The organism is Streptacidiphilus melanogenes, from assembly GCF_000787835.1.
GTDB classification, from domain to species: Bacteria; Actinomycetota; Actinomycetes; order Streptomycetales; family Streptomycetaceae; genus Streptacidiphilus; species Streptacidiphilus melanogenes.
In genome coordinates, this window is sequence record NZ_BBPP01000002.1 from 281,373 (window position 1) to 305,789 (window position 24,417).

Here is a 24,417-nt window from a genome sequence, read left to right on the forward strand (position 1 = left end):
CAGCACTGATTCTCCACGGCCGGACGCCCCACAGGCCAACCCGCCGGGCGGGACATGGGACACACCCTCGCCACAATCGCGCCACAGACCGGCAACCGTGCGGCGGGGCTGCGGAAACTAGGCCGGTCGGACCGCTAGGGCGGCGCGACGCGCGACCGAGTCGCGACGAATCCTCCACGCCGTGGCGTCGACGATCTAGATTGGTGACGTAGCAACTTCTGCACCGGCTCCGTGGTGGGCCCGCGCCGTTCCGGGTACACGCCCGGCGGCCGCGCTCCGGTGCGCCCCGCACGGCACGAACGACTGCGCACCACCCGCACCACCCGCACCACCCGCATCGCCTGCACCACCTTCGAGCGGCCTGACGATCCTCGAGGAGTCGTGATGAGTGACAGTGCCCTGGCCCTGCGCGCACTGCTGACGGAGTTGATCGGCGTCGAGCCGCCGTTCCGCATCCGCACCTGGGACGGCGCCGAGGCCGGACCGGCCGACGCGCCGCTGCTGGCGTTGACGGACCGGCGGGCCCTGCGGCACCTCCTCTGGGCGCCGAACGAGCTCGGCCTCGTCCGCGCCTATGTCTCGGGCGCCATCACGCTCCCCGGCGAGGACGACGACGCCGACAACACCGAGCTCTACGAGCTGCTGCGCCGCCTCGCCGCGCTCGCCGAGGACCGGCCGGAGCTGTCGCTGCGGCCGACGCTGCGCCCGGTGCCGGGTTCCGCGCTCGCGCCGGGCAACCTGAAGGCGCTGTTCGGCCCGGACTCCCGCCGGATGGTCGCGACGGCGGCCAGGCTCGGTGCGATCGGGCCGCGCCCGCCGATCCCGCCGGAGGAGGTGCGGCGTTCGCGCGGGCCGGTGCACACGCTGCGCCGCGACCGGGCGGCGATCAGTCACCACTACGACGTGGGCAACGACTTCTACCGGTTGGTGCTGGGCCCCTCCATGGTCTACTCGTGCGCCTACTGGCCGCCGGGCACCACCACGCTGGAGGCGGCGCAGGAGGCCAAGCTGGACCTGGTCTGCCGCAAGCTCGGCCTGCACCGGCTGCCGCCGGGCTCCCGGCTGCTCGACGTCGGCTGCGGCTGGGGCTCGATGCTGCTGCACGCGGCGCGGCACTACGGCGTCACCGGGGTCGGGGTCACGCTCTCCGCCGAGCAGGCGCGGATGGCCCGCGAGCGGATCGCGGACGCGGGCCTGACGGACCGGGTGGAGATCCGGCTGCAGGACTACCGCGAGGTCGTTGACGGCCCGTTCGACGCGATCTCCAGTATCGGCATGGCCGAACACGTGGGCTCGGCCATGTACCTGCGCTACGCGAAGACCCTCCACGGCCTGCTGCGGCCGGGCGGACGGCTGCTCAACCACCAGATCGGCCGGCGGCCGACGACCCCCGGCGAGCCCTACCGGCTGAGCCCCTTCATCGCCGCCTACGTCTTCCCCGACGGCGAGCTGGCGCCGATCGGCACCACGGTCTCGCTGCTGGAGCAGGCCGGATTCGAGGTCCGCGACGTGGAGTCGCTGCGCGAGCACTACGCGCTGACGCTGCGCCGCTGGGTCGCCAACCTCCAGGAGGAGTGGACGCAGGCGGTCAAGCTGGTGGGGCTCGGACGGGCCCGGGTCTGGCGCCTCTACATGGCCGCGTGCGCGCTCGCGTTCGAGGAGAACCGGATCGGCGTCAACCAGGTCCTGGCCGTCAGGACGGGCTCGGGAGGCGCCAGCGGACTGCCGCTCAGTCGCGGCGCGTGGCTGGAAGACGCCCCTGCGCGGCCGGAAGAGGACGAAGGCGCCTGAGGGGGCCGGAGTGACAGCCGTGACGGGAGTGGCTGATCAGAGGCCTGGAGCGGCCCGAGAAGGGCTCTAGCAGAGGCCTCGTCAGCCTGACGGAGCATTCACATTTCCCGCCGAATAGCGCCCGGATCTTGCCACGGTAAACTGACGGCATGACAGGACAAGTTCGCACCGTCGATGGGCGTGTCGCCGGGCGACGCGGACAGGCCACGCGGCAGAAGCTGCTGGACTGCCTCCGCGAGATGCTCGCGACCTCGCCCTACCGGGACGTCAAGGTCATCGACGTCGCCCGGATGGCGGGTACCTCCCCCGCAACCTTCTACCAGTACTTCCCCGACGTCGAGGGCGCTGTCCTCGAGATCGCGGATGAAATGGCCAAGGACGGCGCCGGCCTCAAGGACCTGGTCGCCGACAAGTCGTGGGTCGGCAAGGCCGGCTACCAGACGGCGGAGGAGCTGGTTGACGGCTTCCTCTCCTTCTGGCGCGACAACGAGGCCATCCTGCGTGTGGTGACGCTGGGTGCGGCCGAAGGGGACAAGCGGTTCTTCAAGATCCGCATGAAGATCCTCAACGCCGTGACCAACTCCCTCACGGACTCCCTCAAGGCCATGCAGGCCTCCGGCAAGGCGGACAAGTCGGTCAGCGCACCGGCTGTGGCCGGTTCGCTGGTGGCGATGCTGGCCGCCGTCGCGGAGCACCAGAAGGGGTTCGACTCCTGGGGCGTCAAGGCGAAGGAGCTGACGCCCAACCTGGCTCTGCTGGTCTACCTCGGCATGACGGGCAAGAAGCCCCCGAAGTAGGCCTCTCCGGCCACCACAACACCATCACTGCGGAGCGGTGGGGCCCGGTCGCCTGTCCGCCGGCGTGAGCGCCGGGGCTGTGCCTCGGGGGAGGTAGGTCCTGCGCGCCCACGGCCCGTCCCGCTCGGGCGGCATCGTCGATGACCTGACGATGCCGCCCTTTCCTTTGCCTTTTGCACCACCCGGTCTCGCACTGTTCGGGGGCGGCGGCCGCCTGCCGGGAGCCTGTCGTGCGGCTCGGGGCGCGACCGAAGCACCTGCCGCACATTCGGCACCTTCCGCACCTGGCGCACCGCCGTCTGGGCCTCGGGCCCGGCCGGGCCGCCGGACGCGGCCTAGCGCGGCTCCAGGCGGAAGATGCGGATCTCGCGCTCGACCCGAGCCTGGTAGGAGGCGTACGGGGGCCACATCGCCAGCAGTGCCGACCAGGCCGTGGCGCGCTCGTCGCCGGAGAGCAGCCTGGCACGGACCGGGACGGTGCGGCCGCGGTGTTCGACGACGGCGTCGCCGTCGGCGAGCAGGTTGCCGGTCCAGGCGGGGTGGGAGGTGCGGCCGAAGTTGCTGCCGACGACCAGGAAGGTCTCCCCCTGCGGGAGGCAGGCCAGCGGGGTGGTGCGGGGCTCGCCGCTCCTGCGCCCGGTCGTGGTCAGGAAGAGCGAGGGCAGCATCCACTGACTCAGCATGAACTTGCCGCCGCTCAGCCGGTGCACCGCCTTGTCCAGGCGGGGCACGATCGACGGGGCGACCCGGGCGAAGGCCGGCGTCGCCGAGACCTTCTGCATGGCGTTCTCCAGCGCCCTCATCGTGTCGGTCCTCCCGCTTCCGTTCCGGTCCGGGCGAGCACGCCGGCCAGCTCCGCCGCGCGCGCCCGCAGCAGGTGGGGCGGGCCGAAGAACAGCTCGTCCGCCGCGGCCCGCTTGAAGTAGAGATGGGCGTCGTGTTCCCAGGTGATCGCGATGCCGCCGTGCAACTGGATGGCCTCGGCGGCCGCCGCGCGCCCGGCCGTCAGCGCGTGGGCGAGGGCCAGGAGCGCGGGGACGGGGTCGTCGGGATCGGTGGTCGCGGACCAGGCGGCGAAGAGCGTCGCCGAGCGTGCGGTCTCGACGGCCACGTAGACGTCGGCAAGCCGGTGCTTGACCGCCTGGAAGGAGCCCACCGGGCGTCCGAACTGCTGCCTGACCTGAACGTACTCCACGGTTCGGGCGAGTGCCTGGGCGGCCGCGCCGACCGCCTCCGCGGCCACGGCGAGAGCCGCCGCGCGGCCCACCCGGGCCAGGGCCGGGGCCGCGTCCAGCGCCGGATCGCCGAGGGGGCGGGCGGTGACGTCGCGCAGCTCGACGCGGGCGACGCTGCGCGTCTGGTCGATGCCGGCGCTGCGTTCGCGGCGCAGGCCGGGGGCGCCCGCCGTGTCGACGGCGAACAGGACGGTGCGGCTGCGCGGGAAACCGCCCGCATGGGCGGCGACGACGAGCAGGTCGGCGCGGGCGCCGTCGAGGACGTGGGCGGCCTCGCCGTAGAGGATCCACAGGCCGTCGCCCGCCGGTCTGGCCTGGATTCCCCCGGCCCGCCCGCCGCCCGCCGGAACGTCGCCGGGCAGCATGCGCGGGTTCCCGTCCGGCACCAGGCCGAGGGCGAGGGCGGGCGTGCCGGGGAGGGCAAGGGCGGCCGTGCCGGAGCCGGAGGCGAGGGGCGGCAGCAGTTCGTCGCGCTGGTCCTCGGTGCCGCCCGCGGTGATCGCTCCGGCGGCGAGCACGGAGCTGGCGAGCAGCGGCGAGGGCAGCAGGACGCGTCCGGCCTCCTCGCAGGCGAGGGCCAGCTCGACCGGGCCGAGCCCGGAGCCCCCGTGCCGCTCCGGGAGGGCGAGGCCGGCCAGTCCCGGCTGCTTGGCGAGCCGCCGCCACAGCTCGGTGTCGTATCCGGTCGCCGAGGCCGCGGCGCGGCGGACCTCCTCCGGACCGGCCTGCTTGGCGAGCACGTCGCGCAGGGCGCGGGCGATCTCATCCTGTTCCTGGGTGAGCGCGGGATCCATGCCGCCTCCTGGCTTCCAGCCGCTTCGTTGACGTCTACAGGTAGAACGTAGATCTGACGGTTCGTCATACTAGGTTCCACCGTGTGCGCCGGACAGGGGCGCGCGGCAGCGGATCTGATGTACCGTCAGATTTATGACAGCTTCCGGCCCCTCGGCCTCGCCCAGCGGCTCCGGCCCGCTCCGTCACCCCGTCCCGAGCGACGGCGCGGCCCGCGGGCGGCGCCGGGTGGCGGTGGTCGGGGTGGCACTGAGCGACTGCGGGCGGGTTGACGACGCCACGCCGTTCCAGCTGCACGCCCAGGCCGCACGGCGCGCGCTCACCGACTCCGGGCTGCCGCGGGACGTGATCGACGGCGTGGCCTCGGCCGGGCTCGGCATCCTGGCGCCGGTGGAGGTCTCCGAATACCTGGGCCTGCGGCCCACCTGGACCGATTCCACCTCGGTCGGCGGCTCGACCTGGGAGGTCATGGCCGCCCACGCCGCCGACGCGATAGCGGCGGGCCATGCCAACGCCGTCCTGCTGGTCTACGGCTCCACCGCCCGCGCGGACCTCAAGGCGCGCCGTCGCACCGCCGCGCTCTCGCTCGGCGCACGCGGCCCGCTCCAGTTCGAGGCCCCCTACGGGCACACCCTGATTGCCAAGTACGCCATGGCCGCCCGTCGGCACATGCACGAATACGGGACGACGGCCGAGCAGTTGGCGGGCGTCGCCGTCCAGGCCCGCACCAACGCCGCCGCCAACCCGGACGCGATGTACCGGACCCCGATCAGCGTCGACGACGTCCTTTCCGGCCCGATGGTCGCCGACCCCTTCACCAAACTGCACTGCTGCATCCGCTCGGACGGCGGCTGCGCGGTGCTGCTCGCGGCGGAGGACTACGTGCCGGACACCCGGCACGAACCGATCTGGATCCTGGGCACGGGCGAGGCGCTCAGCCACAGCACGATGTCGGACTGGGAGGACTTCACCGTCTCCCCCGCCGCGCTCTCCGGCCGCCTCGCCCTCGAACGGGCGGGCGTCTCCCCGGCGGACGTCGACCTGTGCGAGCTCTACGACGCGTTCACCTACATGCCCCTGGTGATGCTGGAGGACCTCGGCTTCTGCGCCAAGGGCGAGGGCGGCCCCTTCGTCGAGGCCAAGGCGGGCCGTCTGCTGCGCGACGGCGAACTGCCCACCAACACCGACGGCGGCGGCCTCTCCGCCTGCCACCCGGGCATGCGCGGCCTCTTCCTCATCGTCGAGGCCGTACGCCAACTCCGCCACGACTACGCGACCTCCGCGCCCGACCGCCAGGTCCCGGGCGACCCGCAGCTGGCGCTGGTCAGCGGCACGGGCGGCTGGTTCTGCTCCTCGGGGACGCTCGTCCTGGGGCGGTAGCCGCGGGTGCCGGCACCGGCGCCGGATGTGTGAGCGTCACCATCATGGCAGGTCAGCGCGGGTTTTAGTAGGACCGATCGCACACGAGTGGAGCCTTGTTGGGCGGGATCCGCAGGGTCGAACATCTCCGTCATGACTTCTGCCGAGAGCATCCATCCCGACATGGTCATCCGAGCCCGAGTGAAGCTCCTGACGTCCGACAAACCGACCCTGCGAGACAAGGTGTGGGCCTATCGCATCCTCGCCCGCGTCGAGACCGGCTACCTGCCTCGACTCGTGGGCGCCCTGGTGCTGTGGGGCTACCAGGCCCCCGAAGGGCCGTACCGCCTGACCGTGTTCGACGAGGCGGTCGCCGCCGCGCGTCTCGTCGACAAGACGGAACCGAAGCGTGGTGAACTCCTGCTGCAGGCGCTCGACGCCCGGCAGAGGTGCCTCTACGGGTCGGGCCGACGCACCGAAGGCCTTGCCGTCCGCGAGGAGATGGCCTCCCTCGGCCGTCCGCAGCCGCTCGCTGCGGCGCTCGCCGAGGAGGGCCGCCACGACGAGTCCGCGAAGATCCATGACCGGCTGGCCGAGGGCGGCGCCGGCACCCCGTCCGACTGGGCTCTCATCGCACGGTCCGCGGAGTTGGAGGCCTGCGGGCGACTTGCCACAGCCGCCGAGGTCGCGTCGACGCTCGCCTCGCGGACGCGCGGCCGTCTGTCCGGGACGGGCGCGCCGCTGGCGCGTCTGTGCTGGGAACTGACACACCTGTCGCGCCTCCTGGACGTCCAGGGCGAGTCGGACCGGAGGCGCGAGGTCGACCGCGAGACCGTCCGCCGGCTCCAGGAGTTGGCGGCGACCGGAGAACGAAGGAGCTGGAGCAACATTCTGTCGTGGTGGACTGTTCTCCTCGGCGTCTCCGGCCGGGCCGACGAGCCCGTGCGGCCAGGTCGGCCCAGTCCCGCCTTCGGCGAGGACGTGCTCCAGTGGTCTCCCGACGTGCGCAGGGCCTACCTCGACAGCCGGTTCGAGCTCGCCGCAGGCCTCGCCGACCTGACCCCGCGGGCGGAAGCCGATCCGCGAAAGCATCTGCACGCTCTCGTGACGACGCAGCGTCGGCTCACGATCCGCGAGACCTTCTACTGGACCAACCGGACCTACCGGATCGCGGAGCCGCTGCGGCCGGTTTTCGACCGCAGCGTCGACCTGACGCGTCGACTCGCCGCGTCCGACCCGGCAAGGGGAACGGCTCTCCTGACCCGCGCTCTCACGGACCGGTCGGGCTTCCACCTCGCGGCACGCGAGTATGCCCCGGCTCTCGCCGACTTCCGCGAAGCGGTCGACCTCCGGGGCTGATCAGGGCCACGCACGGCTGGTTCTGCCCCTCGGGACGCCCGTCCTGGCACGAGCGTCCCTTCCAGGAGTGAACCCCGCGGAGCCGAGAGGCTTCGACACGCACCCCAACCCATGGCGTCCACGCTGTGGGCTGGGGGAGCCGCGCCTCTGCCGCAGTGGCGAGCGCACACCACGCAGGCGGAGGTGTTCGGGACGCCGCGCCCTGGAACCAGGGCGGCGGGCCGCTCACCCCGCCTGCCGTGACGGGCGGGTCGACCGCGCCGCGTTCAGGGGCAGCGGACGACCTGGCCGGCGTAGGCGAGGCCGCCGCCGAAGCCGAAGAGGAGGGCGGGGCCACCGGAGCGGAGTTCGCCGCGTTCCGAGAGGCGGGAGAGGGCGAGGGGGACGGAGGCCGCGGAGGTGTTGCCCGAGTCGACCACGTCGCGGGCGACGACGCAGTCCGGCGAGAGGCCGAGCTTGCCGGCGATGGCGTCGATGATGCGCAGGTTGGCCTGGTGCGGGACGAAGGCGACCAGCTCGTCCGGGCGAACCCCCGCGCGCTCGCAGGCCTCGCGGGCGATCGGGGCGAGCTGGGTGGTGGCCCACCGGAAGACGGCCTGGCCCTGCTGGCTGATGGTCGGATCCCAGCCGTCGATGCGGACGGCGTCGCCCTTGGTGGGGTCGGAGCCCCAGACGACGGGGCCGACGCCCTCGAAGTCGTCCGTCGCCTCCAGGACGGCCGCACCCGCGCCGTCGGCGAAGATCACGCAGGTGGAGCGGTCGGTCCAGTCGATCGTGTCGGACATCTTCTCCGCGCCCACGACCAGGGCGCGGCGCGCGGCGCCCGCACGCACGGCGTGGTCGGCGGTGGCGAGCGCGTAGGAGAAGCCCGAGCAGACGGTGTTCACGTCGTACGCCGCCGGGGTCGGGATGCCGAGGCGGGCGGCGACCTGGGCGGCGGTGTTGGGGCTGCGGTCCATCGCAGTGCAGGTGGCGACGACGACCAGGTCCACGCTCTGCGGGTCGAAGCCGCTGGCGGCCAGCGCCTTGGCGGCGGCGCGGGAGGCCATGTCGGCGACCGTCTCGTCGGGCGCCGCGATGTGCCGGGTGCGGATGCCCACGCGCGAGGTGATCCACTCGTCGCTGGTGTCGACCAGCGACGCGAGATCGTCGTTGGTGAGGACCTTGGACGGCTGGTAGTGACCCAACGCGACGATGCGGGAACCTGTCATGGCTCCCACTCAAGCTGATTACCGATGGGTCTCCCGGAGAGGCTTGGCACAGGATCCACCGATGGGAGCTGTAGATCCCGGACAAACCCTCACAACGTGCGACGTTCGCGTCACTGTGCGAGCGAGGCCGCGTCGCCCATCACGATCACCGGGTGCTTGGACGGGTCCAGCGCCTGCAGCAGCGCCCGCATGTCCGCCTTGGCCAGCGCGACGCAGCCGTGCGTGGGACCGCCGTGGTCGACGTGGACCCAGATGCCGCCGCCGCGCGAGGCCCCCATCGGGCGCTCCGCGCTCAGCGGGGAGGTGCCGGGGACGTGGTTGTAGTTGATGGCGACGACGTAGTCGAAGGCGTCCGCCAGCGACTCGCCCTCGAAGCCCGTGCCCGGGGCCTGGAACGCGGAGGAGTGCGTGTACGGGAGCTTGGTGCCCGGGTTCGCGTCGAGGCCGCCGGCGTCGGTGAGGGAGAAGACGCCGATCGGGCTGTGCAGGTCGCCCGCGTGGTGATCGGTGGTCCAGCCGTCCTTGGCGTTGCGCGCGACCCAGGTGGGACCGGGCAGCCAGCCGCCCCCGGCGGTACGGGTGAACAGGACAGCCGTACCGGTGTTCTGGTTCTTGCCCTTGCCGGTGACCAGCAGCACCTGCTGCGCGTCGGCCGGCACCTTCGCGAGGAAGGCCGCACCGAGACCGGGCAGTTGCTTCACCTCGGCCGCGGGGGTCGCCCGGTCGACCGAGCGGGAGGCGTCGCCCACGCCGGTGCGCCCGGCGACCGGGACGGCCGAGGAGTCCGCCTGCGCCCCGGGGTTCGCGTCGTGGTGCGGGTTCACGAAACCGGCCACCGCTATCACCGCGACGGCGGCGACCGAGCCGACACCGAGGAAGCTGGTGCGCTTCAGGCGCTTGCGCCGCGCCCGCGCACGGGCCGCGACACGCGCCTGGGCACGCGTCTGCCGGGGGGAGCCGGACTCCTCACGGGGTGCCGCCACGCGCCCCTCGTACGCCGCGTCACGGTAAGTGGCGTCGCCGTAGGCCGTGTCGGCGTACCCACCGTCACCGAAGGCCCCGTCACCGTAGGCCGCGTCGATGTACGCGGCGTCGCCGTAGGCGGCGCTCCCGTCGAAGGGCGCGTCGGGGTGCGGCAGGGTGGCGGGCCGAGGCGCGGAGCCGGGACGGGCGTGGCTGGACATAGCTGGATCCTCGCAGGTGGTCGACGTGACGCGGGCCGGTGAGCCGCAGGCCACCACCTCTCAGTCCCTCCGCCCGCACCTTGCTGTGCAGGCGTCACCGGCGTCACGCTACCCCCATCGGGTGATCGTGGAGGGCATCGGCGTGTCTGGAACCGCAGGTTTCTGAGCGCCGGTCAATCCGCGACACGCCGTGTCCGCCAGGGGCGACCGGGCACTGCCTGCAACCACGCACCGTCAGCACACGGATCACCCGATGTGTCTAAGGTCACAGCTACTACACAGCGTCAGGCTACCGGGTGGGCGCGCCTTTCAGGGCTTTGACGGGGCCCGACGGGCTGTCGGGCGAAACACGGGCACCCTGGGACCCGATTCACCTTCTACAGCAAAAGCGACAAAATCAGCATAGAGCTCCATATCCACCTGAAGGAGCGTCGGATCGCAGTCCACGACCGTCGTCATCATCCGCGGCCCCTCAGCCAACTCGACGACGGCGGCGACGTAGGGCAGCCGGTCCCGGAAGGGCGGCAGGTCGTTGGCGTGGACGACGGACCAGGTGTAAAGGGTGGCCCGGCCGCTCGCCTGCTCCCAGGAGACGTCCTCGCTCCAGCAGCGCGGGCAGAACCCACGCGGGTAGTGGTGCGCGGCCCCGCAAGCCCGGCAGCGGCGCAGCAGCAGCCGGCCCTCGGCGGCGGCATCCCAGTAGGGCTGGGTGAACGCGTCCGGCTCGGGGAGGTCGGTGCGGGGGGTGGACATCAGGCGTCTCCGTCGGTCGGTTCGATGCGGACGGCTCCTGCGCGGGCGCTCCCGGCTCACGCGCCGAAGAGGTGCAGAACCCGGTCGAGGGACCAGCACTGCCAGCTCATGGCGAGCAGGCAGACCAGGGAGATCAGCGCCATCATCAGGTTCTGCCCCTGCTCGGCCCAGTCGTGGATCATCAGCACGAAGTACAGGAGGTTGAGCAGCAGCCCGGCCGCCAGCGCGATCGGGCTGAGCAGACCGAGGGTGAGCCGAGGCCGAGGGCCAGCTCGGCGAGGACGACGACGTAGGCCATCAACCGGGGCCGCGGGGCCACCACGCGGTCGAAGGAGTCGCGGACGAAGGCCCAGCGGTGCCGGGAGGCGACGCCCCTGGCCCACTCGATCCCGCTGGACCGCTGCAGCCAGCCCTTCTTGTCCTTGTGGCGCCAGCTCTCCAGCCACCACAGGCCGAGCCCGATCCGCAGCACCGCGAACCACTGGGCCGCCGACAGTCCGTAGGTGTGCACCGTCTGCACGTGCGGCCTCCCCATCCGGTAGCGCGCCGGTGGCGCGGTGTGCGCGACAGAGACTGTTTACTGACGCTCCGTCAGTTCGGTGTCTTCCTGCAAAGCTCCGCTGACAGTAATCTGATGGTACGTCAGATTCCAGAGAGCGGCACAGACCGGATCGGAGGCGCGCCATGCGGGAGACGGACACCGTGACCGACGCGAGCGGACGGCCGCTCCGACCGCGGCCGGTGGATCTGGACCGCTTCTTCCGGCCCTCGTCCGTCGCCGTCATCGGCGCGTCCGACACGCCGGGCCGGCCCAACACCGGGATCACCCGGCAGCTGCGGGCCTGGTCGGAGCGGGTCGGAGCGCGGATGTACCCGGTCAACCCCGGGCGGGACGAGGTCGACGGCCTGCCCTGCTACCCGGACCTCGCCGCCATCCCGGCCGACCCGGACGCGGACCCGATCGACCTGGCCGTGATCCTGCTCGCCGATCCGGCGGCCGTCGTGCCGCAGCTGGTCGAGGCGAAGGTCAAGTTCGCCGTCGCCTTCGCCTCGGGCTTCGCGGAGACCGGCGAGAGCGGGCGTGAGGCGCAGCGGCGGCTGGAGGGCCTGGTCGCGGAGGCGCCGACGGGCCTGCGGCTGCTCGGCCCGAACACCAACCTCAACGCGTTCGAGCGGTTCCGCGACGACCTGACCGGGCCGGCGATCGCGCTGATCACCCAGTCCGGCCACCAGGGCCGTCCGCTGTTCACGCTGCAGGAGCTCGGCATCCGGCTCAGCCACTGGGCGCCGACGGGGAACGAGGCGGACCTGGAGGTCGCCGACTTCGTGCAGTGGTTCGCCGACCAGCCCGAGATCGGCGCGATCGCCGCCTACATCGAAGGCATCAAGGACGGCCGGGCCTTCCTGCTCGCGGCGGACCACGCGGCCAGACGCGGTGTCCCCGTGGTCGCCGTCAAGGTCGGCCGCACCGACGAGGGCGCGCGGATGGCGCAGTCCCACACCGGCAAGCTGACCGGCGCGGACGACGTCGTGGACGCGGCCTTCCGCCAGTTCGGCGTGATCCGCGTCGAGGGGCTGGACGAACTGCAGGACACCGCGGCCCTGCTGGCGCGCGCCAAGCCGCCGAAGGCGCCCGGCGTGGTCGTCTACTCCATCTCCGGAGGGACCGGCGCGCACCTCGCCGACATGGCCTCGGCGACCGGGCTGGTCCTGCCCCGGCTCTCCCAGGCCAAGCAGGACGAGCTGCACCAGTGGATCCCCGAGTACCTGAGCGTCGCCAACCCCGTCGACAACGGCGGCCACCCGGTGGGCGACTGGCGCGGGCGCAGGATCCTCGACGCGATCCTGGACGACCCGGAGGTCGGCGTCCTCATCTGCCCGATCACCGGGCCGTTCCCGCCGATGAGCGACAAGCTGGCGAAGGACCTGGTCGAGGTCGCCGAGACCACGGACAAGCTGGTCTGCGTCATCTGGGGCTCGCCGGTCGGCACCGAGGCGGCCTACCGGGAGACGCTGCTCGGCTCCTCGCGGGTCGCCGTCTTCCGCACCTTCGGCAACTGCGTCCGCGCGGTCGCCGCCTACCTGGACCACCACGCATTCGTGCGCTCCTACCGCTCCCCCTTCGACGAGGCCCCGCGCGAGCCCTGCGCCGGCAAGGCGAAGGCCCAGCGACTGTTCCGCGAGGGCGAGAAGCTGAGCGAGTTCGCCGCCAAGCAGCTGCTGCGCTCCTACGGCATCCGGGTGCCGCGCGAGCAGTTGGTGACCAGCGCGGCGGGCGCGGTGCGGGCCGCCGGGGTGGTCGGCTACCCGGTGGTACTCAAGGGCTCCGCGCCCGGCGTCGCGCACAAGACCGAACTGGGTCTGGTGAAGGTCGGTCTGACCAGCGCGAGCCAGGTGCGCGAGGCGTTCCGGGAGTTGACGGAGAACGCGCGGGCCGGCGGCATTCCCCGACTCGACGGCGTGCTGGTCTGCCAGATGGTGGAGGCGGGCGTCGAGATGGTCGTCGGCGTCACGGACGACGCGGTGTTCGGGCCGACCGTGACGGTCGGCATGGGCGGTGTGTTCGTCGAGGTGATGCGCGACACCACGGTGCTGGTCCCGCCGTTCGGCCCCGGCGACGTGCGCGCGGCGCTGGCCCGGCTGCGATGTCGCCCGCTGCTGGACGGCGTGCGCGGGCTGCCGCCGATGGACGTCGACGCGCTGGTCGAGGTGGTGCTGCGGGTCCAGCGCATGGCGCTGGACCTGGGCGACCAGCTCGCGGAGTTGGACATCAACCCGCTGGTGGTGCTGGAACGCGGAAAGGGAGTCGTGGCCTTGGACGCGTTGGCGGTGTGCCGATGAGCGGCGACGCCGTGCTGCTGGTGGAGGACGCCGCGACCGGGGTGCGGCGGCTGACGCTGAACCGCCCCGAGGCGCTGAACGCCGTCACGGCGGAGCTGCGGGAGCGGCTGATCGCCGCACTCGACGAGGCCTCCGCCGACCGGGCGGTGCGGGTCGTCGTCCTGACGGGCGCGGGCCGGGCGTTCTGCTCGGGCGCGGACCTCAGCGGCGGCACGGGCAGCGTCACGCGCAGCACGACTGCTCCCGCGACGGCTCCCGCTCCCCCGGTGGCCGGTGACGTGGCGCGGATGCTGCGGCGGGGTGTGCAGCGCATGGTCGCCTCGGTGCTGGACTGCGAGAAGCCGGTGCTGTGCGCGCTGAACGGCGTGGCGGCCGGGGTCGGCGTCCAGCTGGCGCTGGCGTGCGACCTGGTCGTCGCCGCCGAGGAGGCGTCCCTGGTGCAGGTCTTCGCCAAGCGCGGCCTGGTTCCGGACGGCGGCGCCGCCTGGCTGCTGCCGCGGCTCGTGGGCGCGCAACGGGCGAAGGAGCTGCTGTTCTTCGGCGAGAAGGTCCGCGCGGCGGAGGCGGAACGCCTGGGGCTGGTCAACCGCGTGGTGCCGGAAGCGGAGCTGGACAAGGCGGTGGCGGAATGGTCCGAGCGCCTCGCCGCCGGCCCGACGCGCGCGTTCGCACTGACGAAGGCCCTGGTCAACGCATCTCTGGACGTGGACCGCGCCACGTCCTTCGCGGCGGAGGCGACGGCACAGGAGATCAACATGATGACGCACGACGCCCAGGAGGGCGTCCGGGCCTTCGTGGAGCGGCGCGACGCCGGATTCGAGGGCCGGTAGAGGCACCGCCTCCTCTTCAGGGCCACGGCTTCCGCTCTGACAAATCATCAGATTCAATGGGCAGGACCACACCCGGAGGAGCGAACCCATGGGGCACGAAGGAATGGCGGTCGCGGCCGTCCGCTACCTGCGGGCGGCGGGTGCGCCGCTGAGCGTCGCGCCCGTGGTGGCGGAGGCCGTCGCAGGGCCGGAGCTGCAGGCGGACGCGGACGCGCGGGTCCTGCGGGACGCCCTCGGGCACTTCGCCACCGGGGTGACGGTCATCACCGCCGCGGGCGAGGACGGGCAGCCGGTGGGGTTCGCCTGCCAGTCCTTCGCCTCGCTGTCCCTCGACCCGCCGCTGATCTGCTTCAACGTGGCCCGGACCTCCTCCAGTTGGCCGCGCATCGCGCGCGCCGGGGCGTTCTGCGTGAACGTGCTCGCCGAGGACCAGGGCGCACTGTGCCGGTCGTTCGCCGTCAGCGCGTCGACCGGCGCGGACAAGTTCGCGGGCGTGGCCTGGGAGGCAGCGCCCGCGACGGGCTCGCCGCGGCTGGAGGGCGCGCTGGCGTGGGTCGACTGCACCATCCACGCCGTTCACACCGGCGGGGACCACCTGATCGTGCTCGGCCGGGTGCGTGAACTCGCCGCGCCGCGCGGCGGGGAGGCCGGGCCGCTGGTCTTCTACCGCAGCGGCTTCAGACAGTTGCTGGAACCGCAGGACTGAGCACCGCGGAATCGCCGCCGTCCGGTCTGCGCAGCATCAGCGAGCACGCCGCCGCGACCGCACACAGCGCGCCCGCGCCGTACCAGGCGAGGTCGTAGCTGCCGAGCTGGTCGCGGATCACGCCGGCCACGGCGGCGACGATCGCCGCGCCCACCTGGTGGCCGCAGAGCACCCAGCCGAAGACGACCGGCGCGTCCTCGCCGAACCACTCGCGGCACAGCGCGACCGTCGGCGGCACGGTGGCAACCCAGTCCAGGCCGTAGAACATGATGAAGATGACCATGCTCGGGTGCACGGTCCTGGCGAACAGGACGGGCAGCACCAGCAGCGAGGCCCCGCGCAGCAGGTAGTAGACCCCGAGCAGGCGGCGGGAGTCGAGCCGGTCGGTGAGCCATCCGGAGAAGACCGTGCCGACCACGTCGAAGATCCCGACGAGCGCGAGCAGGGAGGCCGCGGCGGTCTCCGGCATGCCGTGGTCGCCCGCGGCCGGGATGAAGTGGGTCCCGACCAGGCCGTTGGTGGTCGCCCCGCAGATCGCGAAGGACCCCGTCAGCAGCCAGAACGCGCGCTTGCGCGCCGCCTCGCGCAGGACCCGCAGGGCACGCAGGCCACGTCCGGCGGCCGCCTGCGGCTCGATGTGGTCCTCGGGCGCGCCGTAGGGCAGCAGTCCGAGGTCGGACGGGCGCTCGCGCATGAGCAGAGCGACGACCGGAACCACGGCCAGTGCGCAGACCGCGACCGTGACCGAGGCGCTGCGCCACCCGTACTGCTGCACCAGCCAGGCCAGCACCGGCAGGAACACCAGGTTGCCCGCGGCGCTCGCCGCCGTCAGGACCCCGGTCACCAGCCCGCGCTGCCCCACGAACCACCGACTGGTGACCGTCGCGCTGAACGCCAGCGCCATCGAGCCGGAGCCGAGGCCGACGAGGAAGCCCCACCCCAGCAGCAGCTCCCAGGGCTGGTCCATGACGACGGTCACCCCCGCGCCGAGCGCCATCACCGCGAGTGCGACGGAGACCACGAGCCGGATCCCGAAGCGGTCCATGAGCGCGGCGGCGAACGGCGCCGCGAGGCCGTTGAGCAGCACGTTGATCGAGACGGCCGCGCCGACCAGGCCGTGCGACCAGCCGAACTCGTGGTGCAGCGGCTCCATCAGGAGCGACGGCGTCGAACGGAAACCCGCCGCGCCGACGAGGACGACGAGCGCGACGGCGGCGACGATCCACGCGTAGTGCAGATGCGGCCCACGCGGGGGGCGTGAGCGGCGCGGCCTGCCGAAGGGGCGCTGCGCGCGCGGGCGGGTGTGGCCGGAAGGCTCGACGGCGGAGGCGGGGGGCAGCTGATCGGTCACCCGCAGAGCTTGCCCGGTGGCCCGTAGCGGCTTCGAGTGGCCGGAAGGCCACCTTGCGCAAAGATCGGGCCACGAGGCAGGCTGACGTCATGGCCCCCAGCACCGCCGAGACCATCGATACCACCGACACGACCCGGGCTCAGGCCCGCCCGCACGAGATCGCCGTCCTGGCGCTGGACGGCGTGGTGGCCTTCGAGCTGTCGACGCCGTCGCGCATCTTCGAGTCCGCGCACGAACGCGGGGACGCGCCCCACTACCGGGTGCGCACCTGCTCGTTGGACGGCGGGTCGGTGCGGACCAGCACCGACTTCAGGGTCCTCGTCGACCACGGCCCGGAGCTGCTCGCGCAGGCCGACACGGTGATCGTCCCGGCTTCCTTCGAGCTCGGCCCGGTCTTCGACGAGGGCCGCCTGCCCGCCGCGCTGGAACGCGCGCTCGCCCACGTCAGGCCCGGCACGCGGATGGTCTCCATCTGCACCGGCTCCTTCGTCCTCGCCGCGGCGGGCCTGCTCGACGGCCGCCGCGCGACGACGCACTGGCGCTACACCGAGCAGTTCCGGCAGCTCTTCCCGCAGGTCCTGCTCGACCCCGACGTGCTGTTCACCGACGACGGCGAGGTGCTGACGTCGGGCGGCGTCGCGGCCGGAATCGACCTGTGCCTGCACGTCGTCCGCCGCGACCTCGGTTCCGCCGTGGCCAACCACGTCGCCCGCCGCTGCGTGGTCGCGCCCTGGCGCGAGGGCGGCCAGGCCCAGTACGTCGACGTCGCCGTCCCCGAGATCGGCGCCTCCGGCACGGCCCCGGCCCGCGCCTACGCGCTGCAGCACCTCGCCGACAACCTCACCCTCGGCCTGCTGGCGGAGCGCTGCGGCATGAGCGTGCGCACCTTCACCCGTCGCTTCCGCGAGGAGACCGGCCAGAGCCCCGTGCAGTGGCTGCTGGTCCAACGCGTGCACCGGGCCCGCCGGCTGCTGGAGGAAGGGGAGCTGACGGTGGACCGGATCGCCCACCAGGTCGGCTTCGGCAGCGCGGCGGGCCTGCGGCAGCACATGCACACGGTGCTCGGGGTCTCCCCGACGGCCTACCGCAGGACCTTCCGCGCGGTCGTCTGACGGCCGGACGGACGCCGGGGCGGGCCCTCCGGGGCGCGAGAAGGAGGCGCGCGACAGGCCCTCGCCGGCCCGAGGCCGACGCCGGGATGCCGCCGCCGTGGGCTCGGCACCGCCCTGGCAGAAGGGCGGCGCAGCGCCACGGGCGGCGGCGTCCGGGCGGCGCTACCCCACCACGGCGAAGTTGAAGTCCCCCGTCCCCAGCAGGCCGTAGAGGCGAACCCAGAGGCCGACCAGTTGCTCGACCGAGCGCGCGCTGGTGAGGTCGCCGAGGTCGAGGATCTGGTCGTCCGACCAGCCGAAGGACTGGAGCAAGGCGCTCACCTCGGCCTTCGCCTCCGCGTCGTCGCCGCTGAGGAACACGTTGTGGTGGCCCGGCACCCGGCTCGGGTCGACCATGACCGCGTTGTTCATCGTGTTCAGCGTCTTCACCACCCGGGCCTCCGGGAAGGCGCGCTGGAGCTGCTCGGCGACGCTGACGCCGTCCGGGGTGACGATCTTCGGCGGGAAGCCCTCCGAGAAGTCCAGCGGGTTGGAGACGTCGACGACGACCTTGCCGCGCAGGTTCTCCGCGCCCGCCGCGGTCAGCGCCGCCAGGGAGACGAGGCCCCCGGTCGCGTTGACGACCAGGTCGGCGCCGGCCGCCGCCTCGGCGAAGGTGCCGTGGGCGGCGGCGTTGGCCTCCGCCCACTCCTTGGCGGCGGCGTTGTCGGCGGTCCGCGAGCCCATGGTGACCTGGTGCTCCAGCCCGGCGAGCCTCGTGGCGAGCGTGCGGCCGACCTCGCCCGTGCCGAGGACTGCGATCTTCATGCGCGTTCCCTGTCTGCTCTGTGGTGTGCCTGACCGGTGTGTCCAGACCGATCATGCAGCGGCGCGGCGCGTCCCGCAGGCAGTTCCGGCGTCGTCGACCGAAAGGGGCCGGGAGTCAGAAGGTGAGCACCGCCCGGGCGACTCCGCCGGTGTGGGTGGCCTCGGCCGCTGCCTCGAACTCGGTGACCGGGAAGGTGCAGGTGACGAGTTCGTCCAGGAGCAGCCGACCGGAGGCGTAGAGCTGGGCGTAGCGGGCGATGTCGCGCTGCGGGCGCGACGAGCCGTACCGGCAGCCGAGGATGGACTTGTCCAGGAAGAGCTCCGCGGGGCGGAAGGAGGCCTCCGCGTCGGCCGCGGGCATGCCCAGCAGGACCGCCTGGCCGTGGCGGTCCAGCATGTCGATGGCCTGGCGGGTCAGCAGGGTTGGGCCGACGCACTCGAAGGCGTGGTCCACGCCGTTCGGGACGAGGGCCTTGACCGCCGCGACCGTGTCCTGGACGGCGCGCGCATCGACGAAGTCGGTCGCGCCGAAGGTGCGGGCGACGCCCTCCTTGCCGGCGACGGCGTCGATCGCCACGATCCGGGAGGCGCCCGCGATCCGCGCGCCCTGGATGACGTTGAGGCCGATACCGCCGCAGCCGATGACGGCGACCGTGTCGCCGGTCTCCACCCGGGCCCGGTTCAGCACCGCGCCGACCCCGGTCAGCACGCCGCAGCCGATCAGGGCGGCGGAGGTGAAGGGGATCGCCGGGTCGATCGGCACGACCTGGACGGCCTTGACCACGGTGCGCTCCGCGAAGACGGAGGTGGAGGCGAAGTTGTAGAGCTCCTGGCCACTCCCGTCGCGCGTGAACGGCTTGGTCGGCATGCCGATCGCCTTGCGGCACATGGTCGGCCGCCCCAGCGCGCACTCGCGGCAGGTGCCGCAGCTGGCGAGGGTGGAGAGCGCGACGTGGTCGCCCGGCTTGACGTGGGTGACGCCCGCGCCGACCGCCTCGACCGTCCCCGCGCCCTCGTGCCCGAGCACCACCGGGACGGGAAAGGGGATGGTCCCGTCGATCACGGACAGGTCGCTGTGGCAGAGGCCTGCGGCGGCGATCCGCACCAGCACCTCGCCGGGCCCCGCGTCACGGACCGTCAGGTCGTCGACCACCGAAGGAGCCTTGCCGTCGAAGATGACACCTTTCATGCTGCCCGAACCTCACTCTCTGCTCTCCAGCCCTGTCAGGACTGCCAGACGATGGCCTGCTGCTCGCTGTAGGCGTGCAGACCGAAGGAGCCGCCGTCGCGGCCTACCCCGCTCTGCTTGAAGCCGCCGAAGGGCGTCTCCGGGTGGCGCTGGGCGGTGTTGATGCCGACGTTGCCGCTGCGCAGGCGTGCGGCGAGCGCGTAGGCGCGGGCGGTGTCGGCGGTGAAGACGTAGTCGTAGAGCCCGTACTCGGTGGAGCCGGCGATGGCCAGGGCCTCCTCGTCGTCCTCGAACGGGATCACCACGACGACCGGACCGAAGACCTCCTCGCGGGCGATCGTCATCCGCGGCGTCACCTCCGCGAGCAGCGTGGGCGCGACGAAGAAGCCGGTGCCAGGGAGTTCGGGCGTGTCCGGGGTGTGCTCCTTGCGGGTGCCGCCGAGCACCAGCCGGGCCCCCTCGGCGAGGGCGCCGGTGATGTAGCCCTCGACACGGTCGCGGTGCGCGGCGGAGATGACCGGGCCGACGACCGTCGTCTGCAGCAGCGGATCCCCGACGGGCAGCCGGGCGGCGAAGCGGGCCAGGCCCGCGACCAACTCGTCGTAGCGGGACCGGTGCACGAGCGCCCGGGTGGGCGCGGTGCAGATCTGACCGGAGTGGAAGGCCCAGGTGGAGCCGATCGCCGGGATCGCCTTGGTCAGGTCGGCGTCCTGAAGGACGATCGCCGCTCCCTTGCCGCCGAGCTCCATCAGCAGCCGCTTCATGGTGGCGCCGCCGTCGGTGGCGATGCGGCGGCCGACGGTGGTCGAGCCGGTGAAGCTGATCATGTCGACGTCGGGCGAGGCGACGAGGGCGGCTCCGGCGGCCGCGCCGGAGTCGGTGACGACGTTGAACAGCCCGGCGGGGGCGCCCGCCTCGACGAAGATCTCGCCGAGCTTGAGGCAGGCGAGAGGGTCCTGCGGGGCGGGCTTGGCAACGACGGTGTTGCCCATCGCGAGCGCCGGGGCGAGCTTTCCGGCGAGGTTGACGATCGGGAAGTTGTAGGAGGTGATGCAGCCGACGACGCCGACGGGCCGCCGGGCTGCGGCGGCGTTGGTGAGGCCGCCGGCGGCGAGGGGCGTGGCCGCGACGGGGTGGGCCGGGAACGACTCGACGGTGGGCTCCAGCGCGCCGCGCGCGTAACGGCGGAAGCGGTCGGCGACGACGGGCAGTTGCATGGTCGAGGCGACGCGCATCGTGGCACCGGTCTCGGCTTGGAGCAGTGGTACGAAATCGGCCGCGTGCTCCATCACGAGATCGGCGATCCGCTCCAAGAGCGCCGCTCGCATCGCGGGCGCGGTCGCCGCCCACGCCCCTTGCGCCGCACGGGCGGCGGCGACGGCGTCCGCGACGTCCGAGGCGGAGGCCTCGGGCGCGTGGCCGACGAGGCTTTCCGTGCCGGGGTTGATGACGGGATAGGCACCGGCGCCGCCTTCTCGCCACTCGCTGGCGATGAAGAGCCGGTGCGGAGTTGGTTCGGTCATGGTCTGGAGCCCCCCACTTGGAGATCAAGGGTGAGTTGCACGGCCAGGGGCGCGGGGAACTGCGCGACGAGCCACCCACGAAGCAGGTTCGCCGAACGAGCAGGGCCATCCGCCCCCGGTGGTTCTCGCGCCGTTCCCCGCGCCCCTGGCCGTGCAGCTAACGCGGCAGTCCGAGGACCCGTTCGGCGATGATGTTGCGTTGGATCTGGTCGCTGCCGCCATAGATGGTGTCCGCGCGGGAGAAGAGCAGCGTGTGCTGGGCCGGGGTGAGCGGGTACCGGTCCGGATCGTGCGCGCGTCCGTCGGCGAAGGCGCCCGGGAGGCCGCGCACGCGGAGCGCCAGCTCCCCGAGCCGCTGGTGCCAGTTGCCCCACACCAGCTTCGCCACCGCCGCCGTGCCGGGCTCCGCCCGGCCCAGTGTGCGCAGCGCGTTCGCGCGCATCACCCACAGGTCCGCCCACTGGCGCGTCAGCGCCTCCCGCAGGACGGGGTCGCGGTCCGCGCCCGAGTTCGCCGCCGCCCGCAGGACGGCGTCGAGTTCGCGCTGGTAGCCGATCTGGCGACCCAGCATGCCCGCGCCGCGTTCGAAGGAGAGCAGCGTCATGGCGACCCGCCAGCCCTCGCCGACCGCGCCGAGGACGTCGACGGCCCGCGCCCGGTCGAAGAAGACCTCGCTGAACTCGCTGACGCCGTCGAGCTGCCGGATCGGGCGGACCTCGATGCGTCCCGGCTCCTGGTGCATCGGCATCAGCAGCAGGCTGAGGCCGGTGTGGCGGCGTGAGCCGGGCTCGGTGCGGGCCAGCACGAAGCACCAGTCGGCCCACTGGGACAGCGACGTCCACGTCTTCTGCCCGCTGACGAGCCAACCGTCACCGTCCGCCGCCGGCTCGCCCACGGTGCGGACGTTCGCGAGGTCGGAGCCGGCGTCGGGTTCGCTGTAGCCCTGGCACCAGATCTCGGTGCCGTCGGCGATGCCGGGCAGGTAGCGGTCGCGCTGCGCCTGTGTGCCGTGCAGCAGCAGGGTCGGGGCGAGCAGTTGCTCGCCGACGATGCCCAGCGGGTCGGGGGCCCCGGCCCGCGCGTACTCCTCGAACCAGACGACCTGCCGGGTCAGGCTGGACTCGGGCCAGCCGATGCCGATCCAGCCGCCCGTGCCCAGCTCGCGTTCCCAGGTCCGGCGCCGGTCGGCGTCCTCGGGCGTCCTGACGCCGCGCAGGTCGGCGAAGGCCCCGCCGGGGCCGAGCCGCTCGTCGAGCCATTGCCGTGCCCGCGCGCGGAACTCCTCGTCCGCCGCGTCGAAGCCGAAGTCCATCACCGGTCTCCCAACCGTCTACGCATTGGGACGTTCCTTCGCGGCCGCCGCCTTCGCCATGACCTCCAGCTGCTGGAGCATCGGCATCGGGTCGACGCCGACCGTGCCGGGCAGGAAGTCCGCGATGCGCTCCGGGGTCCACGAGCCCGACGCGGCGTACATGGCCCGCAGTTCACGCGGCTGGGCCCAGACGGCGATCTTCGGCCCGGCGACGGTGTAGACCTGCCCGGTGATCTCCTTGGCGGCGTCGGAGAGCAGGTAGACCACGAGCGCGGCCACGTCCTCCGGCTCGCCGATCTCCTTGAGCTCCATCGGGACGTTCGCGGACATGCGCGTGCGGGCCACCGGGGCCACGCAGTTGGCGGTGACGCCGTACTTGTTCAGGCCGAGGGCGGCGCTGCGGACCAGCGAGATGATTCCGCCCTTGGCCGCGCTGTAGTTGGCCTGGCTGACGGAGCCCTGGTGGTTCCCGCTGGTGAAACCGATGAGACTGCCGCCACCCTGCTGGCGCATCAACGCGGCGGCGGCGCGGAAGACGGTGAAGGTGCCCTTGAGGTGGGTGGCGATGACCGGGTCCCACTCCTGTTCGGACATGTTGAAGAGCATCCGCTCGCGCAGGATGCCTGCGACGCAGACGACACCGTCCAGCCGCCCGAAGGCCTCGACGGCCGTGCGCACGACGCGCTCGCCGCCCGCCATGGTGGCGATGTCGTCGGCGACGGCCACCGCCCGGCCGCCGGCGGCCTCGATCTCCTTGACGACCTCGTCGGCGACCTCGCTGGCCGGGGCGGAGCCGTCGATGCCGACGCCGTAGTCGTTGACCACGACAGCGGCTCCCTCGGCGGCGCAGGCGAGCGCCACCGCGCGCCCGATGCCGCGTCCGGCGCCGGTCACCGCGACCGTCTTGCCGCGCAGGAACTCAGCCACGCCGTACCCCTCCTCAAGAATCTGACGGACCGTTAGATTCTTGCCGATGGGAACTCCCAGGGGAAGAGGAGGCGAGGGACCGTGCCCGCACCGTCCGAGTTCGACGAGTTCCGCGAGATCGCCAAGCGCGTCAACAACTGGGGGCGCTGGGGCGCCGACGACGAGATCGGGACACTCAACCTGATCACCCCGGAGGTGGTCCGCGCCGCGGCGGCGTGCGTCCGTTCCGGCCGGCGCTTCGACCTCGCCCTGCCGCTGCGGCAGCAGGGCGTGCAGACGGGCATGATCCCGGGCCGGGTCAACCCGCTGCACACGATGGTGGCGCTGAACTTCGAGATGTTCGGGCCCGGTTCCATCGCCACCAGCGACGACGTCGCCACGCTCGGCCTGCAGGCGGCCACTCACTGGGACGGCCTCGGGCACGTCAGCCACGGTGGCCGGATCTACAACAACCGCCCCGCCGACAGCATCAACGCGCAGGAGGGGGCGACCCGCTCGGGCATCGAGAAGGCCGGCCCGCTGGTCACCCGGGGCGTGCTGCTCGACGTGGCCCGCGTGCACGGGGTCGGGCGGCTGCCGGGCGACCACGTCGTCACGCCCGAGGACCTGGACGCCGCCGAGGCCTTGGCCGGCACGACGGTCCGGGCCGGGGACGTGGTGCTGGTCCGCACCGGCCAGATGCAGTTCTACCTGGGCGGGGACCGCGAGGCCTACGCCTTCCCCTCCCCCGGCCTGGGCCTGCGCTGTCCGGCGTGGTTCCATGCGCGCGACGTCGCGGCGGTCGCCAACGACACGCTGACGTTCGAGACCTTCCCGCCCGAGGTCGACGGCCTCTACCTGCCCGTCCACGCACTGGACCTGGTGGAGATGGGGATGATGCAGGGCCAGAACTGGAACCTGGAGGCCCTGGCCGCGGACTGCGCGGCGGACGGCGTCCACGCGTTCCTGCTGGCCGCCGCGCCCGAGCCCTTCGTCGGCGGCGTGGGGGCGCCGGTCGCGCCGGTCGCGGTCAAGTAGCCGACCGGGCAACGCGGACGAACAACGCGGTCAAACAACGACACACAAGCGGATATGAGCGGGCGATCGGATGGCGGGACGCCGTGCGCGGATGACTCCACGCGTCACGGCGCCCCGCCACCAGCCCCCGAACCTGAGGCCGGGGGTGCCCCCGTCGGCGCCGACGTGCCCTGAACAAGCGCCGACGCGATTCGCACTCGCCAAGGAAGCGGACAGCATGAAGGCCGGGCGCGCCCTTGGCGTCCCCTCGCAACGAATCGCTGAATCCAAGCGTGATCAGGCGGACACGTCACGTCAATGGCTTGTCCGGAATTCGGATTG

Annotated in this window: 19 protein-coding genes and 2 pseudogenes; 9 read left to right on the forward strand and 12 right to left on the reverse strand. The window is 72.7% G+C overall.

The genetic code is table 11. The annotated features are described in order from the left end of the window. The first annotated feature begins 384 nt into the window (after window positions 1-384). Both TR49_RS03145 and TR49_RS03150 read left to right on the forward strand, forming a co-directional pair. Entirely contained in the window at window positions 385-1,791 is a 1,407-nt protein-coding gene (locus TR49_RS03145; RefSeq protein WP_042376807.1) for an SAM-dependent methyltransferase, read from the forward strand. A gap of 149 nt (window positions 1,792-1,940) precedes the next feature. Continuing rightward, window positions 1,941-2,588 carry a TetR family transcriptional regulator gene (locus TR49_RS03150; protein WP_042364995.1) on the forward strand — a complete coding sequence of 216 codons (648 nt, stop codon included), beginning with the start codon at window positions 1,941-1,943 and terminating at the stop codon, window positions 2,586-2,588. Window positions 2,589-2,923: 335 nt separating this feature from the next. Here TR49_RS03150 and TR49_RS03155 read toward each other — a convergent pair whose 3' ends face one another. Both TR49_RS03155 and TR49_RS03160 read right to left on the reverse strand, forming a co-directional pair. Continuing rightward, on the reverse strand, window positions 2,924-3,391 hold the full coding sequence (locus TR49_RS03155; protein ID WP_042376809.1) for a nitroreductase family deazaflavin-dependent oxidoreductase: 468 nt from the start codon (window positions 3,389-3,391) through the stop codon (window positions 2,924-2,926). Next, the gene (locus tag TR49_RS03160; protein WP_042376811.1) at window positions 3,388-4,617 is read right to left on the reverse strand and encodes an acyl-CoA dehydrogenase family protein; all 1,230 of its coding nucleotides are present in this window, start codon (window positions 4,615-4,617) and stop codon (window positions 3,388-3,390) included. The genes TR49_RS03155 and TR49_RS03160 overlap by 4 nt, the downstream gene beginning before the upstream one ends. A 133-nt stretch (window positions 4,618-4,750) precedes the next feature. Here TR49_RS03160 and TR49_RS03165 point away from each other — a divergent pair, with 133 nt between their 5' ends. Both TR49_RS03165 and TR49_RS03170 read left to right on the forward strand, forming a co-directional pair. Further along, window positions 4,751-5,995 (forward strand): thiolase C-terminal domain-containing protein, encoded by a 1,245-nt coding sequence (locus tag TR49_RS03165; protein WP_084724500.1) that lies wholly within the window; start codon window positions 4,751-4,753, stop codon window positions 5,993-5,995. Between the two features lie 132 nt (window positions 5,996-6,127). Beyond that, entirely contained in the window at window positions 6,128-7,333 is a 1,206-nt protein-coding gene (locus TR49_RS03170; RefSeq protein ID WP_152627031.1) for a hypothetical protein, read from the forward strand. 266 nt (window positions 7,334-7,599) lie between these two features. On the opposite strand, the gene TR49_RS03175 is transcribed toward TR49_RS03170, so the two are convergent. The 4 genes and pseudogenes from TR49_RS03175 to TR49_RS03190 all read right to left on the reverse strand — a co-directional run bounded on the left by TR49_RS03175 (window position 7,600) and on the right by TR49_RS03190 (window position 10,992). Then, a complete protein-coding gene (locus tag TR49_RS03175; RefSeq protein ID WP_042376815.1) occupies window positions 7,600-8,544 on the reverse strand; it encodes a beta-ketoacyl-ACP synthase III in 945 nt (314 codons plus the stop codon). Window positions 8,545-8,654: 110 nt separating this feature from the next. Further along, window positions 8,655-9,728 (reverse strand): L,D-transpeptidase family protein, encoded by a 1,074-nt coding sequence (locus TR49_RS03180; protein ID WP_052433941.1) that lies wholly within the window; start codon window positions 9,726-9,728, stop codon window positions 8,655-8,657. A gap of 309 nt (window positions 9,729-10,037) precedes the next feature. Beyond that, window positions 10,038-10,481, reverse strand: coding sequence for a Zn-ribbon domain-containing OB-fold protein (locus TR49_RS03185; RefSeq protein WP_042376816.1), 444 nt, complete (start codon window positions 10,479-10,481; stop codon window positions 10,038-10,040). A gap of 56 nt (window positions 10,482-10,537) precedes the next feature. Then, window positions 10,538-10,992, reverse strand: a pseudogene (locus TR49_RS03190) (DoxX family protein). Between the two features lie 173 nt (window positions 10,993-11,165). Here TR49_RS03190 and TR49_RS03195 point away from each other — a divergent pair. From TR49_RS03195 to TR49_RS03205, 3 genes are all read left to right on the forward strand, one after another. After that, the gene (locus TR49_RS03195) at window positions 11,166-13,322 is read left to right on the forward strand and encodes an acetate--CoA ligase family protein (RefSeq protein WP_042376817.1); all 2,157 of its coding nucleotides are present in this window, start codon (window positions 11,166-11,168) and stop codon (window positions 13,320-13,322) included. Then, window positions 13,319-14,152 carry an enoyl-CoA hydratase/isomerase family protein gene (locus TR49_RS03200; RefSeq protein ID WP_042376818.1) on the forward strand — a complete coding sequence of 278 codons (834 nt, stop codon included), beginning with the start codon at window positions 13,319-13,321 and terminating at the stop codon, window positions 14,150-14,152. The genes TR49_RS03195 and TR49_RS03200 overlap by 4 nt, the downstream gene beginning before the upstream one ends. A gap of 88 nt (window positions 14,153-14,240) precedes the next feature. Next, complete coding sequence (locus TR49_RS03205) at window positions 14,241-14,858, forward strand: flavin reductase family protein (RefSeq protein ID WP_236653199.1); 618 nt, start codon at window positions 14,241-14,243, stop codon at window positions 14,856-14,858. Here TR49_RS03205 and TR49_RS03210 read toward each other — a convergent pair. Further along, window positions 14,830-16,209 (reverse strand): MFS transporter, encoded by a 1,380-nt coding sequence (locus tag TR49_RS03210; RefSeq protein ID WP_439654072.1) that lies wholly within the window; start codon window positions 16,207-16,209, stop codon window positions 14,830-14,832. The two genes, TR49_RS03205 and TR49_RS03210, sit on opposite strands and share 29 nt — an antisense overlap. 89 nt (window positions 16,210-16,298) lie before the next feature. Here TR49_RS03210 and TR49_RS03215 point away from each other — a divergent pair, with 89 nt between their 5' ends. Next, window positions 16,299-17,321, forward strand: a complete 1,023-nt coding sequence (locus tag TR49_RS03215; protein WP_084724501.1) for a GlxA family transcriptional regulator — start codon at window positions 16,299-16,301, stop codon at window positions 17,319-17,321. Between the two features lie 162 nt (window positions 17,322-17,483). Here the strand turns inward: TR49_RS03215 and TR49_RS03220 are convergent. The 5 genes and pseudogenes from TR49_RS03220 to TR49_RS03240 form a co-directional block, all read right to left on the reverse strand. After that, window positions 17,484-18,155, reverse strand: a pseudogene (locus TR49_RS03220) (NADPH-dependent F420 reductase); the annotation flags it as partial. Between the two features lie 88 nt (window positions 18,156-18,243). Beyond that, a complete protein-coding gene (locus TR49_RS03225; protein ID WP_042376824.1) occupies window positions 18,244-19,317 on the reverse strand; it encodes a Zn-dependent alcohol dehydrogenase in 1,074 nt (357 codons plus the stop codon). Between the two features lie 35 nt (window positions 19,318-19,352). Further along, the gene (locus TR49_RS03230; protein ID WP_042376826.1) at window positions 19,353-20,840 is read right to left on the reverse strand and encodes an aldehyde dehydrogenase family protein; all 1,488 of its coding nucleotides are present in this window, start codon (window positions 20,838-20,840) and stop codon (window positions 19,353-19,355) included. A 157-nt stretch (window positions 20,841-20,997) separates the two neighbouring features. Continuing rightward, complete coding sequence (locus tag TR49_RS03235; protein WP_042376827.1) at window positions 20,998-22,152, reverse strand: acyl-CoA dehydrogenase family protein; 1,155 nt, start codon at window positions 22,150-22,152, stop codon at window positions 20,998-21,000. Between the two features lie 18 nt (window positions 22,153-22,170). Next, a complete protein-coding gene (locus TR49_RS03240) occupies window positions 22,171-23,079 on the reverse strand; it encodes an SDR family oxidoreductase (RefSeq protein WP_042376828.1) in 909 nt (302 codons plus the stop codon). 81 nt (window positions 23,080-23,160) lie between these two features. On the opposite strand from TR49_RS03240, the gene TR49_RS03245 reads away from it, so the two are divergent. Continuing rightward, window positions 23,161-24,096: a cyclase family protein gene (locus tag TR49_RS03245; protein ID WP_042376830.1), complete on the forward strand. Its 936-nt coding sequence runs from the start codon at window positions 23,161-23,163 to the stop codon at window positions 24,094-24,096. Window positions 24,097-24,417: the final 321 nt, after the last annotated feature.

Bases quoted from the DNA above. Each gene is read 5' to 3' on its own strand.
- TR49_RS03145 (WP_042376807.1), top strand. From the start codon at position 385: ATGAGTGACAGTGCCCTGGCCCTGCGCGCACTGCTGACGGAGTTGATC.
- TR49_RS03150 (WP_042364995.1), top strand. From the start codon at position 1,941: ATGACAGGACAAGTTCGCACCGTCGATGGGCGTGTCGCCGGGCGACGC.
- TR49_RS03155 (WP_042376809.1), bottom strand. From the start codon at position 3,391: ATGAGGGCGCTGGAGAACGCCATGCAGAAGGTCTCGGCGACGCCGGCC.
- TR49_RS03160 (WP_042376811.1), bottom strand. From the start codon at position 4,617: ATGGATCCCGCGCTCACCCAGGAACAGGATGAGATCGCCCGCGCCCTG.
- TR49_RS03165 (WP_084724500.1), top strand. From the start codon at position 4,751: ATGACAGCTTCCGGCCCCTCGGCCTCGCCCAGCGGCTCCGGCCCGCTC.
- TR49_RS03170 (WP_152627031.1), top strand. From the start codon at position 6,128: ATGACTTCTGCCGAGAGCATCCATCCCGACATGGTCATCCGAGCCCGA.
- TR49_RS03175 (WP_042376815.1), bottom strand. From the start codon at position 8,544: ATGACAGGTTCCCGCATCGTCGCGTTGGGTCACTACCAGCCGTCCAAG.
- TR49_RS03180 (WP_052433941.1), bottom strand. From the start codon at position 9,728: ATGTCCAGCCACGCCCGTCCCGGCTCCGCGCCTCGGCCCGCCACCCTG.
- TR49_RS03185 (WP_042376816.1), bottom strand. From the start codon at position 10,481: ATGTCCACCCCCCGCACCGACCTCCCCGAGCCGGACGCGTTCACCCAG.
- TR49_RS03195 (WP_042376817.1), top strand. From the start codon at position 11,166: ATGCGGGAGACGGACACCGTGACCGACGCGAGCGGACGGCCGCTCCGA.
- TR49_RS03200 (WP_042376818.1), top strand. From the start codon at position 13,319: ATGAGCGGCGACGCCGTGCTGCTGGTGGAGGACGCCGCGACCGGGGTG.
- TR49_RS03205 (WP_236653199.1), top strand. From the start codon at position 14,241: ATGGGGCACGAAGGAATGGCGGTCGCGGCCGTCCGCTACCTGCGGGCG.
- TR49_RS03215 (WP_084724501.1), top strand. From the start codon at position 16,299: ATGGCCCCCAGCACCGCCGAGACCATCGATACCACCGACACGACCCGG.
- TR49_RS03225 (WP_042376824.1), bottom strand. From the start codon at position 19,317: ATGAAAGGTGTCATCTTCGACGGCAAGGCTCCTTCGGTGGTCGACGAC.
- TR49_RS03230 (WP_042376826.1), bottom strand. From the start codon at position 20,840: ATGACCGAACCAACTCCGCACCGGCTCTTCATCGCCAGCGAGTGGCGA.
- TR49_RS03235 (WP_042376827.1), bottom strand. From the start codon at position 22,152: ATGGACTTCGGCTTCGACGCGGCGGACGAGGAGTTCCGCGCGCGGGCA.